Raw genomic sequence first — 14,851 nt, forward strand, 5'->3', positions numbered from 1 at the left:
GCCCCAAGGAGCCTCATGAAGCGCCGCATCCTTGCATCAGTTGTTCTCGGCTCCGCCGCCGCGCTCAGCCTCACCGGGTGCCTCAGTGGCTCCGATGCGCCAGCGGGGCAAGAAACCGACGTCGAGGCAGCGTGGCTCGATGACGGCCGGATCATCGCCGTCGTGACATCCGGCTCGAGTACCTGTGTTCCCACCGCGGAGTCGGCGGAGATCAACTCCGACGGAGCGCTCGCCGTCGAGCTGGTGGAGCCGGATGCCGACACCGCGTGCACCCGCGACCTCGTTCCCCGCGCGACGCTCGTCACCGTGCCCAACGGGGTCGACCCGTCGCAAGACCTGGAGATCTGGGTCACCAGTGAGGCCGGCTACTACGGCGATGTGACGCTCGCGGGCGCGTCCGGCCTAGCCGGCCCCGGCGGCGAAACTGACTACGAGCCGACAGCTGGCTGGACCCAGCAGCAGGGCCAGTTCGTCATCCTGACCTGGGGCTCCTCGGGTTGCGTGCCGGTCGTCGAATCGAGCGAAGTCACCGGTGAGGCGGAAGTGACGGTGACGTTCCAGGATCCGCCCGCCGACCAGGTCTGCACCGCCGACATGGCGCCGCGCACGAACTTCGCCTTCGCCGACGGCCTCTCCGGCGTCGAGGACGTGCAGCTCGTGCTCACCGGCGACTCCTTCGACCAGACGATTACGATCTACGGCGCCAGCGACTGACGCCTCGTTCGCCCGCCCGGCGCATCCTCCCCCGTTCGTTTGCCGCAACACGCCGTGCGCCGACTCGGCACCATGCGGTTTGCGGCAAACGAACCCGTGCTCGCTGGCTGAGGCATCCGTTCACTTGCCGCAACACGCCGTGGGCGACGGCCCCGAGGCTCGGTTTGCGGCAAACGAAGGCGTTAGCCGCGCCCTGACAGTGGTCCTCCCCACTCAGTAACCCGCGCGACTTCTCCCCGGTCGAGTTTCTTACACGCTGGGGCAGGCGGGCGCGAGGAATCGTGAACGGATGCCGCAGGCGACACCGCTTCCCGATGGGCTCGTGCCTCCGTTTTCTGTCGCTACCGCACGGCATTTCGGCATGTCAGATTCCCGCCTGCGACGGAAGGACCTCTCCCGTCCGTTCCACGGTGTGCGTTCGGTCGACCACGTCGAAGCGGATGACGGCGAAGAGTCGATCGTGCGGCGCGCCATCGAGTACTCCCGGCGGATGCGCGAGGAGGAGTTCTTCAGTCACGTCACCGCCGCCGTCCTGTGGGGGCTGCCACTGCCGCCGCAGAGCCTGCTCGCGCGAAGCCGCGGTGATGCTGCGATGGCGCGCCCCCTGGATGTTGCGGTCAGGCTCCCGGCGCGGGCGGGACGAGCTCGCGGCATCCGGGGCCGGTCGATCTCGCCGCATCTGGCTGAGGTGAGCATCCATCCCCTGACCGGCCTGAGGGTATCGACGCCCGCGGCGGTGTGGGCAGAACTTGCCACTGAGCTCGCGCTGGAAGATCTCGTCGCTGTCGGCGACGCCGCGGTGCGCGAGCCGATGTGGGAGACGGATGCCGCAGCTCTGGCATCCGTTGCGGATCTGGACCGCGCTCTGGGGGCGGGCCGCCGGCTCGGGGTGGACCGGTTGCGAGCAGCGCGCCCGCTGGTTCGTACGCGCTCGAGATCTCGGCCCGAGACACACCTCAGGCTCGCGTTCGTTGAGGCGGGGTTGCTGGAGCCTGAGTGCAACTGGCCGGTCTTGGACGGGGATCGACTGCTCGCACTTCTCGACCTCGCTTACCCCGGCGCAGGTGTGTGCTTCGAATACGAGGGAGAGCATCACCTCCGCGACCCGGAGCAGTGGGCGCGGGACATTCGGCGCCACGAGATGCTCGTCGAACGGGGTTGGCGGATCGTGAGGGTCACGAAGGACGATCTCTACCGCCACCGCGAGGAGCTGTTCACCCGTATCCGTCTCGCCCTTGCTGCCCGCGACTGACCCTGTTCACTTGCCGCAACACGCCGTGAGCGACGGCGCCCGCGCACGGTTTGGGGCAAACGAACGGATACTAGCGCGCGGGCGGATGCCTAGTCCGATCCGTCGGCACGGACGAGGAGGTCGCCGACTTCGCAATCCAGCGCGTGGCAGATCGCCGACAGAGTCGAGTAGCGGATGGCGCGAGCGCGATCGTTCTTGAGGATTGAGAGATTCACCACCGAGACGCCGACAAGCTCGGACAGTCGGGTGAGCGTCATCCCGCGTTCGGCGAGCAACTCGTCGAGACGACAGTGGATCCCGCTCGCTCCGTCGTCCTCGGCTTCGGCGGGGCTCACACCAGTCCCTCGGTGTCGCGCTGCATGCGTGAACCGTAGCGGAAGATCACGGCCAGAGCCGCGAGCCCGAGAGCACATCCGATCGGCCAGATGGGGATGATGAGCTGGAAGGTGACGGGCGCGCTTATCGCCGCGCCAGACGACGCGTCCGGAAGTACCTCGTGCGAAGTCAGGTAACGAGCGATCGAGAGAAGGACCTCGGACGCGGTTCCCCCGATGAGAACGACAACCGCTGACGTGAGGAGCCACCGTGGCGCGCGTCGAGCGAACGGCCGGCCAGCGGCGGCGATGCGGCACGGAACGGAAACGAGCACGCCGGGCGTTGCCGCGGTGACGTACGCGAGCAGGCCTCCAACGAAGATGAGCGACCTCACATCGGCGCCGAGCCCTGCCACCTCGAGCGACGCAGAGTCGATGGTGCCGCAGTAGAGCGCTGTCGCGCTCGGCATCGTCCCGCCCGAGCTCTGGCAGGGAAGTGCGCTCGGCCATGCCGTTGTGATCGGAACATCCGTGATGCTCGTCGTCGGCGAAACGACGAGGCTGATCAAGCCGAACACGGCACCCACGACCACGAGTGCTACCCAGATACGGGCAACCGCTCCTGTGACATCGAGGAGGACGGAGCCAACCCGTCGACGCCGAGCATCCCAGACCAGCGCGGCGAAGACCAGGCCGATGATCAACGCGCCTACCGCGCCGACAATGAGCGCGCCGCCCAGGTCGGTCCACGCAACGGTCACGAGAAACGTCCTTCGGGTGCGTCACGACTCATACGAGGCCCTCGGTGTCGCGCTGCATCCTGCGCATCGCCTGGAAGACGTAGCCGAGAGCCAGGACGGCGAACCCGACGAGGGGGACGGCGAACCCCCAACCGTCGACCCCGAACCCGACAAGCAGGATGCCGCCGAGGGCATCGTTGGTCGTATGGGCAGCCTCCATCGAGCCGAAGCCCTGCGCGGCGGTGCCGATCAGTGGTCCCAGCACGAGAGCGAATCCGGCCGCAAACGTGAACCGGTGCAGCGCGACCGGAAAGCGCATCTCCGAGGAGATGGACCAGAGGAGCCATGTCACCGCCAGCGCCACGATGATCGCCGTGAGGGCGAGCATGATCGCACCGACGGCGAAGAGAACCCGTGAAGATGCAACGAGGTCTGTCGTAACCGCTACCGTGTCGATGGATGCTGACACGGCAGCATCGCTGGCAACTGGGGTGGCCCCGTTGGCCAGGAGATTCACCGTGACCTCGGGTGAGGTGAGCATCCACACCGCGCGAGAAACCTGTGCGGTTGCGAGGGCAACGCCCAGTAGCGCGGTGATGACGGCGATCACACGAATAGTGATGCGATCAGGCCGCGCGGGCATGACTACTGCATCCGGAGAGACTGCCATGCTCGACTCCTTATCGAATATCGTTGTTATCGGTAAACGATAAGACGGGTCGCGCCAGCCGTCAACTGCGGTGCGGGATAGGCACGTAGGCGACTCGCTTGCCGCAATCTGCGGTGTGACCGCGGTGGCCGCGGCGTGTTGCGGCAAACGAGCGAGAGGTTCCGTCAAAGGTCCGCCCCGGTATGCCCCCAGCGAACAGCGGCATACCCTGCGCGCCCGATCGTTACTCTCGATGTACGACGCCAGCAGTGGGTCAGCATCCAGCGACTCACCGGCCGAAGGAGTAAGCGGATGTTCGAGAGATTCACCGACCGTGCCCGTCGCGTGGTTGTGCTCGCCCAAGAAGAGGCGAAGATGCTCAACCACAACTACATCGGCACCGAGCACATCCTCCTGGGTCTGATCCATGAGGGTGAGGGCGTTGCTGCCAAGGCGCTCGAGTCGCTCGGCATTTCGCTCGATGCCGTGCGCGAGCAGGTGCAAGACATCATCGGCCAGGGCCAACAGCAGCCGACGGGACACATTCCGTTCACGCCGCGCGCCAAGAAGGTCCTCGAGCTGTCGCTGCGCGAGGCGCTGCAGCTCGGCCACAACTACATCGGCACCGAGCACATCCTGCTCGGCCTCATCCGTGAGGGCGAGGGCGTTGCCGCTCAGGTGCTCGTCAAGCTCGGCGCCGACCTCAACAAGGTGCGCCAGCAGGTCATTCAGCTGCTCTCGGGCTACCAGGGCAAGGAGCCCGCGGGTGTCGCCACAGGCGCCGGCGAGCAGGCCCAGGGCACAGCTCAGGGCGGATCGCAGGTGCTCGACCAGTTCGGTCGCAACCTCACCCAGGCTGCTCGCGACAACAAGCTCGACCCCGTCATCGGGCGCGAGAAGGAAATCGAGCGGGTCATGCAGATCCTCTCGCGTCGCTCCAAGAACAACCCCGTGCTGATCGGTGAGCCCGGCGTCGGCAAGACCGCCGTCGTCGAGGGTCTCGCGCAGGCGATCGTGAAGGGTGACGTTCCCGAGACGCTGAAGGACAAGCAGCTCTACTCGCTCGACCTCGGTTCGCTCATCGCCGGGTCCCGCTACCGCGGCGACTTCGAAGAGCGCCTGAAGAAGGTCACCAAGGAGATCCGCACCCGCGGCGACATCATCGTGTTCATCGACGAGATCCACACCCTCGTCGGTGCCGGTGCCGCCGAAGGTGCGATCGACGCGGCATCCATTCTGAAGCCGCTGCTCGCGCGTGGCGAGCTCCAGACCATCGGTGCCACGACCCTGGACGAGTACCGCAAGCACTTCGAGAAGGATGCTGCGCTCGAGCGCCGCTTCCAGCCGATCCAGGTCGCCGAGCCGAGCCTGCCCCACGCGATCAACATCCTGAAGGGGCTGCGCGACCGGTACGAGGCTCACCACAAGGTGCAGATCACGGATGGCGCGATCGTCGCCGCCGCGAACCTCGCCGACCGCTACGTCAGCGACCGCTTCCTGCCCGACAAGGCGATCGACCTGATCGATGAGGCCGGCGCGCGCCTGCGCCTGAGCATCCTGTCGAGCCCGCCCGAGCTTCGCGAGTTCGACGAGAAGATCGCCAAGGTTCGGGAGCAGAAGGAAGCTGCGTCGGAAGACCAGGACTTCGAGAAGGCAGCGGCGCTGCGCGACGAGGAGAAGAGCCTGCTCGCCGAGCGGCTGCGCCTCGAGAAGCAGTGGCGTTCGGGCGAGGTCTCATCGCCCGCGGTGGTCGACGAGGGTCTGATCGCCGAGGTGCTCGCCCAGGCCACCGGCATCCCGGTGTTCAAGCTCACCGAGGAGGAATCCAGCCGCCTGGTCTTCATGGAGAAGGCGCTGCACCAGCGCGTCATCGGCCAGGAAGAGGCGATCGCCGCGCTGTCCAAGACGATCCGCCGCACGCGTGCGGGTCTGAAGGACCCCAAGCGCCCCTCCGGTTCGTTCATCTTCGCCGGTCCGACCGGTGTCGGAAAGACCGAGCTTGCCAAGGCGCTCGCCGAGTTCCTGTTCGACGACGAGGGCGCCCTGATCTCGCTCGACATGAGCGAGTTCGGTGAGAAGCACACGGTTTCGCGACTGTTCGGTGCCCCTCCCGGATTCGTCGGGTTCGAAGAGGGCGGCCAGCTCACCGAGAAGGTGCGCCGCAAGCCGTTCTCGGTCGTACTGTTCGACGAGATCGAGAAGGCTCACCCCGACATCTTCAACTCGCTCCTGCAGATCCTCGAAGAGGGCCGCTTGACCGACGGTCAGGGCCGCATCGTGGACTTCAAGAACACGGTCATCATCATGACCACGAACCTCGGTTCGCAGGCTATCGCCGGCGGCCCGGTCGGGTTCCAGGTCGAGGGTGACACCGCGACGTCCTACGACCGGATGAAGGGCAAGGTGAACGAAGAGCTCAAGCGGCACTTCAAGCCCGAGTTCCTGAACCGCGTCGACGACATCATCGTGTTCCCGCAGCTCGATAAGGACGAACTGCGTCAGATCGTGGACCTGTTCACGAAGCGCCTGGGCGAGCGCCTGCTCGACCGCGACATGACGATCGAGCTGTCGCTTGCCGCGAAGGATCGCCTCATCGAGGTCGGGTTCGACCCGGCCCTCGGTGCTCGCCCGCTGCGTCGCGCGATGCAGCACGAGATTGAGGACCAGCTGAGCGAGAAGATCCTGCACGGCGAACTGAACCCCGGCGACCACGTGAAGGTGGATGCCGAGAACGGCCAGTTCCTGTTCGAGCACGGTCCGCGCGGTGAGAAGGTCGCGGTCGGCGTGATCTCGGGCGGCGACATCTCGATCACGCCTGACCTGGCGATCACCTCGGACTGATCCCGGCACAGGCTGAGAGGGGACGGATGCTTCGGCATCCGTCCCCTTCGTCGTTCCCTCAGGCCGCCAGGGAAGGCGCGAGGAGCGACGCTACCGCTGTGTCGAGGATGATCGACTGCCGCACCTCGACCGCATGGTCGTAGCGGGCGCCGGCGAGGGCGACATAGACCCCGCCGACGATGTCGATATAGCCCACGATCTGATCGGCCCGATGTACTTCGTACGTGGTGGGAGCGATGAGAACGACCGATTCCACCGGCGGCGCAGCGGCGCGTGGCGGGGCAGCGGGCGTGGGGGTGGATGTCGTGGGGACCATGGTGGCTCCTCCCGTTGAAGGGAACTGCTCCTGAAGGGTCCACCCGCACCGGGCGAGACGGTGGGGGCTTGACATCACCGCGCGATCGGTGGTGCTACCTCGATCATCCGCCGCGCCGGTGAGTCAGGGAAGAGGGTGTGCCTGGCAGATTCCTTGGAGAGTTCGCGCTCTAGGCTGGGGGGATGACCGAATTCAGCGTCCGCCCGGCACGAACGGCGGACGTTCGCGCAATCCAGGCCCTCCTCGAACCCTGGGTGCAGCGACGAGTTCTCCTGGGCAAAGACCTCGTGGTGCTGTTCGAGTCGGTGCAGCAGTTCACCGTTGCCGAGGATGCCGACGGTCGACTCATCGGATGCGGCGCGCTGCATGTGATGTGGGACGACCTCGGCGAGATCCGCACCCTCATCGTCGCCGACGAGTGGCTGCATCACGGTGTCGGTCGCGCGATCGTCGACCGCCTGGAAGAGAACGCCCGAGCCCTGGGGTTGCGGCGGCTGTTCTGCCTGACCTTCGAGGTCGAGTTCTTCTCGGCCCGCGGTTTCGAGGTGATCGGTGAACAGGTCGTCGACCCGGATGTCTACTCACAGCTCATCCGTTCCCCTGACGAGGGCGTCGCCGAGTTCCTGGACCTCGCCCACGTGAAGCCCAACACCCTCGGCAACACCCGGATGCTGAAGACCTTCGACTGAGGCGCGCCGATCCGGCGTCGCGCGGCCCCGCGCCTACCCTGGATGCATGAGCAGCCAGCCCCCGCGTCGCCGCCCATCCCCGGGTGTGTACCGTCGGCGGCGCCTCGTCGTGCTCCTCGCATTGATTGCGATCATCGCCGCGATTGTCTGGTTGTTCGTCGCCCAACCGTGGTCGAGCGCTGCGCAGCCGGATGCCGGTCCCAAGCCGACCCGCACGTCATCCGTCAGCCCGACCCCGAGCGCGACAACGCCCGCTCCGACTGACTCTTCGACACCCGAGGCTGCGGCGACCACCGACCCCGGCCCCCTGGAGACCGCACCCCCGACGTGCACGCGCGGAGACGTGACGGTCGAGGCACTCACCGACCAGGACGAGTACGCCTCGGGCCAGAACCCCCAGCTGTCGATCCGGCTCACGAACACCTCGGATGCCTCGTGCACGATCAACGTCGGAACCACGACGCAGTCGTTCACGATCACCAGTGGTAGTGACACGTGGTGGCGTTCGACAGACTGTCAGACCGACCCGAGCGACATGATCGTGACGCTGGAGGCTGGCCAGACAGTCGATAGCGCGACACCGCTGACGTGGGACCGCACCCGCTCATCGGTCAGCACGTGCGACGCCGAGTCGCGCCCGGCGGCAGGCGCTGGTGGTGCGTCGTACCACCTCGCCGTGGAGATCGGCGGCATCGCCTCGGACCAGACCAAGCAGTTCTTCCTCTACTGAGAGCGCGGGTCCTCCGCGGCACGGCCTAATCGTCGTCGCGCATCGCGCGAGCAATGATCTCGCCGACGAGCACCGCGGATGCCGCAGGCCCACGCGCGGGAACCACGGGCAGGATCGACGTATCCGCTACCCGTAGCCCCTCGATACCGTGTACTCGTCCTGCGCCATCGACGACAGGGCCCATGGGCGCCGTGCCACACATGTGGATGGCTGTTCCCAGATGGCTGCGCATCCAGGCGTTCAGCGCTACATCGCTGTCGAGGTCGGCGGCTGCGATCTCGGTTACCCGTCCCCCCATGTGCTCGACGAGGGCGACTGCTTCACGGATGCCCGCGCCGAGGCGTGAGAGGTCAGACTCCTCCTCAAGGTAGCGATACTCGATTCGCGGTGGCGCAGAGGGATCAGCGTCGCGCAGGCTGAGCCTGCCCCGTCCGGTCGGGGCTTGGAGCCCCACGATCAGCGGGAGGTCGTCTCGGTGGGCGATCTGCGCGGCAGCCCGTCGCCCGGAGATGCCTGCCACCGCTCGGAGCGAACGAACAGGATGCCGCAAGCCGGCCGTCATGCCATCGCGCAGCCGCAGCGAGCCGGTGAGCAGGTAGCCGAGAGGCTTGACAGACAGCAGCAGCTCCAGGTCACCCTCGGGGTGCTCCCCGGAATCGATGTTGAGCGCTTCGGGAAAGGCGAATCGTTCGTCCGCGTCGAAGAGCGGGCCTTCCGGCTGCCAGGACAGCGAAATGTCAGGATGATCCGAGAACGCTGCGCCGACCGGCACCCCGGAGCGCACACGGATTCCGAGCTTCTCCAGGTCTTCGGGCATCCCGATTCCCGACGCGAGCAGTATCCGCGCCGAGCCGATGGCTCCTGCCGCGAGCACGATCTCTTCGCCGCGGATGACGCCTCGCGACGTCTCCACCCCGACTGCTCGCGAGCCCTCAAACACGATTCGCCCGACTGTCGTCCTCGGCATCAGGTTCAGGCGGGCAGAGCCTCGGTGCGGCGCGAGATACGACATTGCGGCACTCACCCGCACGCCGTCGATGATGTTCGAGGGTACGGGTCCCACGCCGGGCGGCTGCTCGCCGTTCTTGTCGGGTTCCAGACGGTGCCCCCGGCTCTGCGCGGCGCCACGGAAGGCTTGCGCGAGTCGACCGGGTTCGGGGCGCTTGACGGGGACGGGCCCGGTGCCTCCGTGAACATCGGATGCGGCAAAGTCGCGGTCAGACTCGAGATCGCGCCAGACCGGGAGGGCGTTCTCGTACTCCCATCGGCGGCCGCCAACGTCGCTCCAGGAGTCGTGGTCGGTGCGTCGGGCCCGGATGAAGTACCCGCCGTTGATCGCGCTGGAGCCGCCGACGACCTTTCCCCGCACCACGGTGTAAGCAAGCTCCGGGGTCAGTTGCCCGAGAAACGACCAGTTTGCCGGGTGGCCGGGCATGGCGCCGCGGATGCTGGCAGCATCCCGCAACTCGGCGGGTATCTCGGGGCCAGAAACCCCGGCTTCGATCAGCACCACGTGGCGGTCGGGTTCCTCGCTCAGGCGTGCCGCAAGAGCGCATCCAGCGGTGCCCGCCCCGACGATAACGGTTGTCACGGATGCTCTCCCCAGGTGTCGCCCATCTTGCGGAACGCCTCATCGATGAGCACGAGGAGGTCGGCATCCGCGTGGCTCAGCCACTGCTCGTAGGACGCGAGCGACAAGCCGAGGCAGGCCCAGGCGATTGCCTGCGGCTCCAGAGCGTCGGCAGGCTGGCGCAGACGTTCGGCCACGAACTCGGCGATGACCTGCCGCCACTCCATGTAGCGCAGCGTGGAGTGCGCCAGCAGAGTCGGCACGTTCAGCAGGAGCCACATGCGCTCGCGGTGGACGGGGATCTCGTCAGCCGGGAATCGGTTGAACTCGATGACCGCCGAGCGCAGCGCATCTCGCAGCGGAACGTCGCCAGGCAGGGCGGTGAGATAGTCCCGCATCTGCCGCAGCAGCTGGTCGAAGTCCCCCCACGGCAGGTCGTTCTTGGATCGGAAGTAGCGGAAGAACGTGCGCCTGCCGATGCCAGCGGCTTCGACGATGTCGTCGACTGTCGTCTGCTCGAAACCACGCTCCAGAAACAGAGCAAGAGCGAGGTGGCTGAGTTCGCCGTGCGTGGTGGCGGGCGCGCGACCGATGCGCGGCCGGCCATCTGGCTGTGCGTTGCTCATCAGCTCTTCCATTCGGCACTGAGTGTCATTAGTATCGGCCACGACGAAGGTTTCGCCAAGGACGTGACGAAACCGCCAGGAGGAGCATCCCATGGAGCCGACGAAGACCGCATCGGAAGTCACCGCCTCGGAGGAAGAGGTCATCGAGTCGAGTTCGCTCGTCGAAGAAGTCTCGATCGACGGCATGTGCGGCGTGTACTGAACAGGTCCTGCGCGACGCCATGAATCGCGACACGCCCTGGCGACTCAGTCCCCAGGTGTCGGTGCGCCCCGAGCCTTTCGGGGCGCTGCTGTACCACTTCGGCACCCGCAAGCTCTCGTTCCTGAAGGACCGGACGCTGCTCGCGATCGTCGAGAGCCTCGATCGAGTCGACAGTCTCGATGAGGCATGCGACGCCGCCGGCGTCGATCCCCGTGACCGCGAGCGGTACTTCGGTGCGCTCGAGACTCTCGCCGGCTCGGCGATGATCGAACAGAGGACGACATGACGCTCGTATCCGATGCCCCTCCGGCCGCCCCGCTTCGACTGGTCGATCACTTCGAGCGAGGACTTGACGCACCCATCTGCCTGACCTGGGAGCTCACCTACGCCTGCAATCTCTCGTGCGTGCACTGCCTGTCAAGTTCGGGCCGCCGGGACCCGCGCGAACTCACGACCGAGGAGTGCCGCGCCGTCATCGACGAACTCGAACGGATGCAGGTCTTCTACGTCAACATCGGCGGCGGTGAGCCGACGGTCCGCAGCGACTTCTGGGAACTCGTCGACTACGCGACGGCGCACCACGTCGGGGTGAAGTTCTCGACGAACGGCGTGAAGATCACCCCCGAGATCGCGGCGCGGCTCGCTGCCAACGACTACGTTGACGTGCAGATCTCGCTCGACGGTGCGACAGCGGAGGTCAATGACGCCATCCGGGGTCCGCGGTCGTACGAGACGGCGATGCGCGCGATGCAGAACCTCGCGGATGCCGGGATGCGCGGATTCAAGCTCTCGGTGGTGTGTACGCGGACGAACATCGGTCAACTCGACGAGTTCAAGGCCATCGCCGACCGATACGGCGCCCAACTGCGGCTCACGCGTCTTCGGCCGTCCGGTCGTGGGGCGGACGTCTGGGACGAGCTGCACCCGATGCGGGAGCAGCAGCGGGAACTGTACGACTGGCTCGTGCGCCACGGCGACCAGGTCCTCACCGGCGACTCCTTCTTCCACCTCTCGGCATACGGATCGTCCCTTCCGGGCCTGAACCTCTGCGGAGCCGGTCGCGTCGTATGCCTGATCGATCCGATCGGAGATGTCTACGCGTGCCCCTTCGCCATCCACGATGAGTTCCTGGCTGGGAATGTCCGCGACGCAGGATTCGCATCCGTATGGCGGCAGTCAGAGTTGTTCACCCGACTGCGGGAACCGCAGTCAGGTGGTGCGTGCTCGTCGTGCCAGTTCTTCGACTCGTGCAAGGGCGGATGCATGGCGGCGAAGTTCTTTACCGGGCTTCCCCTGGACGGCCCTGACCCCGAGTGCGTCCGAGGTTTCGGCGAGGAAGCGCTGAAGAACAAGAATGGTTCACTGCCCCAGCCCTCTCAAGACCACTCGCATCGCACCTCGCCGCCGAGACCGCGTCCCGTGCGCGTGACGATCCGCCGCCGCGATCAGATCGATGCGCCGCCCGTGAGTGCCTGCGCTGAGAGCCCGCTTGCCGGGTTCACCCCCATCTCGACCGACGCCCAGGAGGGTGTCGACATCCTGGGAGGCATTCACTCCCACTCCTCGTGAAGCCACCGTCCTCGACGACCGCGCCGCGGTCGCGGCGGCTTTGCGCGCCCAAATGAAAGGTAAATCATGGCTGGAAGAGTCGAAGGCAAAGTCGCCCTCATCACCGGAGCCGCCCGCGGTCAGGGCCGAAGCCACGCGTTGCGGCTGGCCGAGGAGGGAGCGGACATCATCGCGGTCGACATCTGCGGACCCGTGCCGAACCTGCAGTACTCCCACGCGACCGAGGAGGATCTGGCGGAAACCGTTCGTCAGGTCGAGGCGCTCGACCGTCGCATCATCGCCACAAAGGTTGACGTGCGGGACCGCGAAGCATTCAAGAAAGCGATCGACGACGGCGTCGCGGCCTTGGGCAAGCTCGACATCGTCGTCGCCAATGCAGGGATCTGCATCATTGCCTCATGGGACGAGGTCACGCCTCAGATCTGGGACGACGTCGTGTCGATCAATCTGACCGGCGTGTTCAACACCGTCCAGCTGGCCGCGCCTCACGTCATCGCCGCCGGGGGCGGATCGATCATTCTGACCAGTTCCGCGGCGGGACTGAAGGGCTTGCCATTCTTGATGCCCTATGTGGCCTCGAAGTTCGGTGTCACGGGTATGGGCAAGGCCTTCGCAGCTGAGCTCGCTATACACAACATCCGTGTCAACACCCTCCACCCCACGGGTGTGGAAACGCCGATGGGTGAGATGGGTGGGGCGTTTCCGCCGCTCTTGGAGAAGAACCCCGTGCTGGGAGGGATGCTGGCCAACATGCTGCCGATCCAGGCAACGGAGCCACGCGACCAGTCCAACGCCGTGCTGTTCCTCGCCAGCGATGAGGCGCGCTATGTCACGGCTCTGTCGATGACCGTTGACGCGGGAAACACCGAGTACTGAGAAGAAGGAACCTCTTATGGGAATGCTCGAGGGCAAGGTTGCCCTCATCACCGGAGGGTCGCGGGGTCAAGGCCGCGCCCACGCCATCACCTGCGCTCGGGAGGGCGCAGACGTGATCATCATCGACACGCTGGATCAGATCGCCAGTGTCGCCTATCCGATGGCTCAGCAGGCCGACATCGACGAGACCGTTCGGCAGGTGGAGGCCCTCGATCGGCGCATCGTTCCGGTAGTCGGGGATGTCCGCAGGCAGGCAGACCTCGATCGTGCGGTCTCGGAGGGGATCGCGGCGCTCGGCAAGATCGACATCCTGATCGCCAATGCCGGGATCTTCTCGCTGGCTCCCGCGCACGAACTCACCGACGAAGCATGGGACGACATGATCGCCGTGAACCTCACCGGAGTCTGGAAGTCGGCAAAGGCTGTGCTGCCCCAGATGATGGAGCAGGGCGGGGGCTCCATCGTCATGACGTCATCGATCAACGGCCTCGAGCCGGGCGCCAATTACGTGCACTACTGCGCGGCGAAGTTCGGCGTTGTCGGAATCATGAAGACTCTCGCGCTTGAGTATGCGCCGCACGGGATCCGAGTGAACTCGGTACACCCGGGCGCCATCCTCACGCCCATGACGAGTTGGCAAGGCGCGTGGGACATGATGAGCGGCAAGCCGCCCGGGGAGGGGACCGAGGCCGACATGCTGGAAGCCGGCTACCACTTCCATGCGCTCAAAGGCCACGGCTTCCTCGACCCGCAACGGATCGCCGACGCAGCGCTCTGGCTCAACTCCGACCTGGCCTCGTCGGTCACCGGCATCACGGTGCCCGTCGATGCAGGCCACCTCCTCATTCCCGGCGTCAACGCCACCCCCGTCAAGTAACCGATCCCGTCACAACCGAATACCGACGAACAATCGAACATCACACGATCAGTCGAAGGAGCAAACATGGGAGTCCTCGAAGGCAAAGTCGCCTTCATCACTGGAGCCGCGCGCGGGCAGGGACGCTCGCACGCCGTCCGTCTGGCCCAAGAAGGCGCAGACATCATCGCGGTCGACATCGCCGCGCAGATCGACTCGGTCCCCTATCCGCTGGCCACGCCGGAGGAGCTTGCCGAGACCGTCTCGCAGGTCGAGGCGCTCGACCGACGCATCCACGCCGTGCAGGCCGACGTGCGCGACCGTGCGGCGCTGCAGGCGGCGTTCGACGACGGAGTCGCCCTTCTCGGCGGCGTTGACATCGTGCTCGCCAACGCCGGCATCGCGCCGATGTCGATGCATCCGTCCCCCCAGGAGTGGTACGACGTCATCGACGTGAACCTGACCGGCGTCTACAACACGGTCGAGGTCGCAAAAGACGCGCTCATCGCCCGGGGCGGCGGGGCGATCGTGCTGACCAGCTCGACGGCCGGGCTCGCCGGCATCGGGGGCAGCGCGCCCGGCGGGCTCGGCTACACCGCTGCCAAGCACGGCGTCGTGGGGCTCATGCGCTCATATGCGAACCAGCTGGCTCAGCACAGCATCCGGGTCAACACGATCCACCCGACCGGTGTGAACACCCCGATGGTGGTCAACGACGCGATGCAGGAGTTCTTGCAGAGCGACCCGCAGCTGAGCAACGCGATGGCCAACGCGCTTCCGGTTCCGATGATCGAAGCGGTCGACCTGTCCAACGCGATCCTGTTCCTCGTCTCGGATGCCGGACGCTACGTCACCGGGGTCACGCTGCCCGTGGACGCCGGGTTCCTCAACAAGCGCTGACGAAGGG

The 14,851-nt window shown here is 66.2% G+C and carries 17 protein-coding genes; 11 read left to right on the top strand and 6 right to left on the bottom strand.

Features of this window, described 5'->3' with window-relative positions:
- Positions 1 to 15 precede the first annotated feature (15 nt).
- Positions 16 to 714: a hypothetical protein gene (locus tag B4F19_RS01765; protein ID WP_292727076.1), complete on the top strand. Its 699-nt coding sequence runs from the start codon at positions 16 to 18 to the stop codon at positions 712 to 714.
- A gap of 361 nt (positions 715 to 1,075) precedes the next feature.
- Complete coding sequence (locus B4F19_RS01770) at positions 1,076 to 1,966, top strand: hypothetical protein (protein ID WP_228177470.1); 891 nt, start codon at positions 1,076 to 1,078, stop codon at positions 1,964 to 1,966.
- An 89-nt stretch (positions 1,967 to 2,055) separates the two neighbouring features.
- Here B4F19_RS01770 and B4F19_RS01775 read toward each other — a convergent pair whose 3' ends face one another.
- From B4F19_RS01775 to B4F19_RS01785, 3 genes are read right to left on the bottom strand one after another with little or no spacing between them, the layout of a single operon-like run.
- Entirely contained in the window at positions 2,056 to 2,301 is a 246-nt protein-coding gene (locus tag B4F19_RS01775) for a helix-turn-helix domain-containing protein (protein WP_228177469.1), read from the bottom strand.
- Positions 2,298 to 3,041 carry a hypothetical protein gene (locus B4F19_RS01780; RefSeq protein WP_292732452.1) on the bottom strand — a complete coding sequence of 248 codons (744 nt, stop codon included), beginning with the start codon at positions 3,039 to 3,041 and terminating at the stop codon, positions 2,298 to 2,300. Before B4F19_RS01780 ends, B4F19_RS01775 begins: the two co-directional genes overlap by 4 nt.
- A gap of 28 nt (positions 3,042 to 3,069) precedes the next feature.
- Positions 3,070 to 3,690, bottom strand: a complete 621-nt coding sequence (locus B4F19_RS01785; protein WP_292727082.1) for a hypothetical protein — start codon at positions 3,688 to 3,690, stop codon at positions 3,070 to 3,072.
- 291 nt (positions 3,691 to 3,981) lie between these two features.
- Between B4F19_RS01785 and B4F19_RS01790 the strand changes: the two genes are divergently transcribed.
- Entirely contained in the window at positions 3,982 to 6,510 is a 2,529-nt protein-coding gene (locus B4F19_RS01790) for an ATP-dependent Clp protease ATP-binding subunit (protein ID WP_292732454.1), read from the top strand.
- A 58-nt stretch (positions 6,511 to 6,568) separates the two neighbouring features.
- Here B4F19_RS01790 and B4F19_RS01795 read toward each other — a convergent pair whose 3' ends face one another.
- Positions 6,569 to 6,826 carry a hypothetical protein gene (locus B4F19_RS01795; RefSeq protein ID WP_292732456.1) on the bottom strand — a complete coding sequence of 86 codons (258 nt, stop codon included), beginning with the start codon at positions 6,824 to 6,826 and terminating at the stop codon, positions 6,569 to 6,571.
- A gap of 182 nt (positions 6,827 to 7,008) precedes the next feature.
- On the opposite strand from B4F19_RS01795, the gene B4F19_RS01800 reads away from it, so the two are divergent.
- Positions 7,009 to 7,515, top strand: coding sequence for an amino-acid N-acetyltransferase (locus B4F19_RS01800; protein ID WP_292732458.1), 507 nt, complete (start codon positions 7,009 to 7,011; stop codon positions 7,513 to 7,515).
- 46 nt (positions 7,516 to 7,561) lie between these two features.
- Entirely contained in the window at positions 7,562 to 8,245 is a 684-nt protein-coding gene (locus tag B4F19_RS01805) for a hypothetical protein (RefSeq protein WP_292732460.1), read from the top strand.
- A gap of 25 nt (positions 8,246 to 8,270) precedes the next feature.
- Here the strand turns inward: B4F19_RS01805 and B4F19_RS01810 are convergent, their stop codons facing one another.
- Complete coding sequence (locus B4F19_RS01810) at positions 8,271 to 9,836, bottom strand: GMC family oxidoreductase (protein WP_292732461.1); 1,566 nt, start codon at positions 9,834 to 9,836, stop codon at positions 8,271 to 8,273.
- On the bottom strand, positions 9,833 to 10,441 hold the full coding sequence (gene mftR / locus B4F19_RS01815; RefSeq protein WP_292732463.1) for a mycofactocin system transcriptional regulator: 609 nt from the start codon (positions 10,439 to 10,441) through the stop codon (positions 9,833 to 9,835). Before mftR ends, B4F19_RS01810 begins: the two co-directional genes overlap by 4 nt.
- 91 nt (positions 10,442 to 10,532) lie before the next feature.
- Between mftR and mftA the strand changes: the two genes are divergently transcribed.
- The 6 genes from mftA to B4F19_RS01845 all read left to right on the top strand — a co-directional run bounded on the left by mftA (position 10,533) and on the right by B4F19_RS01845 (position 14,844).
- Entirely contained in the window at positions 10,533 to 10,643 is a 111-nt protein-coding gene (mftA, locus tag B4F19_RS01820; RefSeq protein WP_292732465.1) for a mycofactocin precursor MftA, read from the top strand.
- 19 nt (positions 10,644 to 10,662) lie between these two features.
- Positions 10,663 to 10,929, top strand: coding sequence for a mycofactocin biosynthesis chaperone MftB (mftB, locus tag B4F19_RS01825; protein WP_292732467.1), 267 nt, complete (start codon positions 10,663 to 10,665; stop codon positions 10,927 to 10,929).
- On the top strand, positions 10,926 to 12,212 hold the full coding sequence (gene mftC / locus B4F19_RS01830; protein WP_292732469.1) for a mycofactocin radical SAM maturase: 1,287 nt from the start codon (positions 10,926 to 10,928) through the stop codon (positions 12,210 to 12,212). The genes mftB and mftC overlap by 4 nt, the downstream gene beginning before the upstream one ends.
- Positions 12,213 to 12,278: 66 nt before the next feature.
- Positions 12,279 to 13,088, top strand: a complete 810-nt coding sequence (locus B4F19_RS01835; RefSeq protein WP_292732471.1) for a mycofactocin-coupled SDR family oxidoreductase — start codon at positions 12,279 to 12,281, stop codon at positions 13,086 to 13,088.
- Positions 13,089 to 13,104: 16 nt separating this feature from the next.
- Positions 13,105 to 13,965 (top strand): mycofactocin-coupled SDR family oxidoreductase, encoded by an 861-nt coding sequence (locus tag B4F19_RS01840; protein WP_292732473.1) that lies wholly within the window; start codon positions 13,105 to 13,107, stop codon positions 13,963 to 13,965.
- Between the two features lie 66 nt (positions 13,966 to 14,031).
- Positions 14,032 to 14,844, top strand: coding sequence for a mycofactocin-coupled SDR family oxidoreductase (locus tag B4F19_RS01845; RefSeq protein ID WP_292732475.1), 813 nt, complete (start codon positions 14,032 to 14,034; stop codon positions 14,842 to 14,844).
- Positions 14,845 to 14,851: the final 7 nt, after the last annotated feature.

The organism is Microbacterium sp. UBA1097 (genome assembly GCF_002313585.1).
In the GTDB taxonomy this organism is placed as follows: domain Bacteria; phylum Actinomycetota; class Actinomycetes; order Actinomycetales; family Microbacteriaceae; genus Microbacterium.

What these genes read in the sequence shown, in the direction of transcription:
- mftB (WP_292732467.1), top strand. Translation starts at nt 10,663, where the DNA reads ATGAATCGCGACACGCCCTGGCGACTCAGTCCCCAGGTGTCGGTGCGC.
- B4F19_RS01770 (WP_228177470.1), top strand. Translation starts at nt 1,076, where the DNA reads ATGTCAGATTCCCGCCTGCGACGGAAGGACCTCTCCCGTCCGTTCCAC.
- B4F19_RS01790 (WP_292732454.1), top strand. Translation starts at nt 3,982, where the DNA reads ATGTTCGAGAGATTCACCGACCGTGCCCGTCGCGTGGTTGTGCTCGCC.
- B4F19_RS01845 (WP_292732475.1), top strand. Translation starts at nt 14,032, where the DNA reads ATGGGAGTCCTCGAAGGCAAAGTCGCCTTCATCACTGGAGCCGCGCGC.
- mftC (WP_292732469.1), top strand. Translation starts at nt 10,926, where the DNA reads ATGACGCTCGTATCCGATGCCCCTCCGGCCGCCCCGCTTCGACTGGTC.
- mftA (WP_292732465.1), top strand. Translation starts at nt 10,533, where the DNA reads ATGGAGCCGACGAAGACCGCATCGGAAGTCACCGCCTCGGAGGAAGAG.
- B4F19_RS01785 (WP_292727082.1), bottom strand. Translation starts at nt 3,690, where the DNA reads ATGGCAGTCTCTCCGGATGCAGTAGTCATGCCCGCGCGGCCTGATCGC.
- B4F19_RS01835 (WP_292732471.1), top strand. Translation starts at nt 12,279, where the DNA reads ATGGCTGGAAGAGTCGAAGGCAAAGTCGCCCTCATCACCGGAGCCGCC.
- B4F19_RS01765 (WP_292727076.1), top strand. Translation starts at nt 16, where the DNA reads ATGAAGCGCCGCATCCTTGCATCAGTTGTTCTCGGCTCCGCCGCCGCG.
- B4F19_RS01805 (WP_292732460.1), top strand. Translation starts at nt 7,562, where the DNA reads ATGAGCAGCCAGCCCCCGCGTCGCCGCCCATCCCCGGGTGTGTACCGT.
- B4F19_RS01795 (WP_292732456.1), bottom strand. Translation starts at nt 6,826, where the DNA reads ATGGTCCCCACGACATCCACCCCCACGCCCGCTGCCCCGCCACGCGCC.
- B4F19_RS01840 (WP_292732473.1), top strand. Translation starts at nt 13,105, where the DNA reads ATGGGAATGCTCGAGGGCAAGGTTGCCCTCATCACCGGAGGGTCGCGG.
- B4F19_RS01800 (WP_292732458.1), top strand. Translation starts at nt 7,009, where the DNA reads ATGACCGAATTCAGCGTCCGCCCGGCACGAACGGCGGACGTTCGCGCA.
- mftR (WP_292732463.1), bottom strand. Translation starts at nt 10,441, where the DNA reads ATGAGCAACGCACAGCCAGATGGCCGGCCGCGCATCGGTCGCGCGCCC.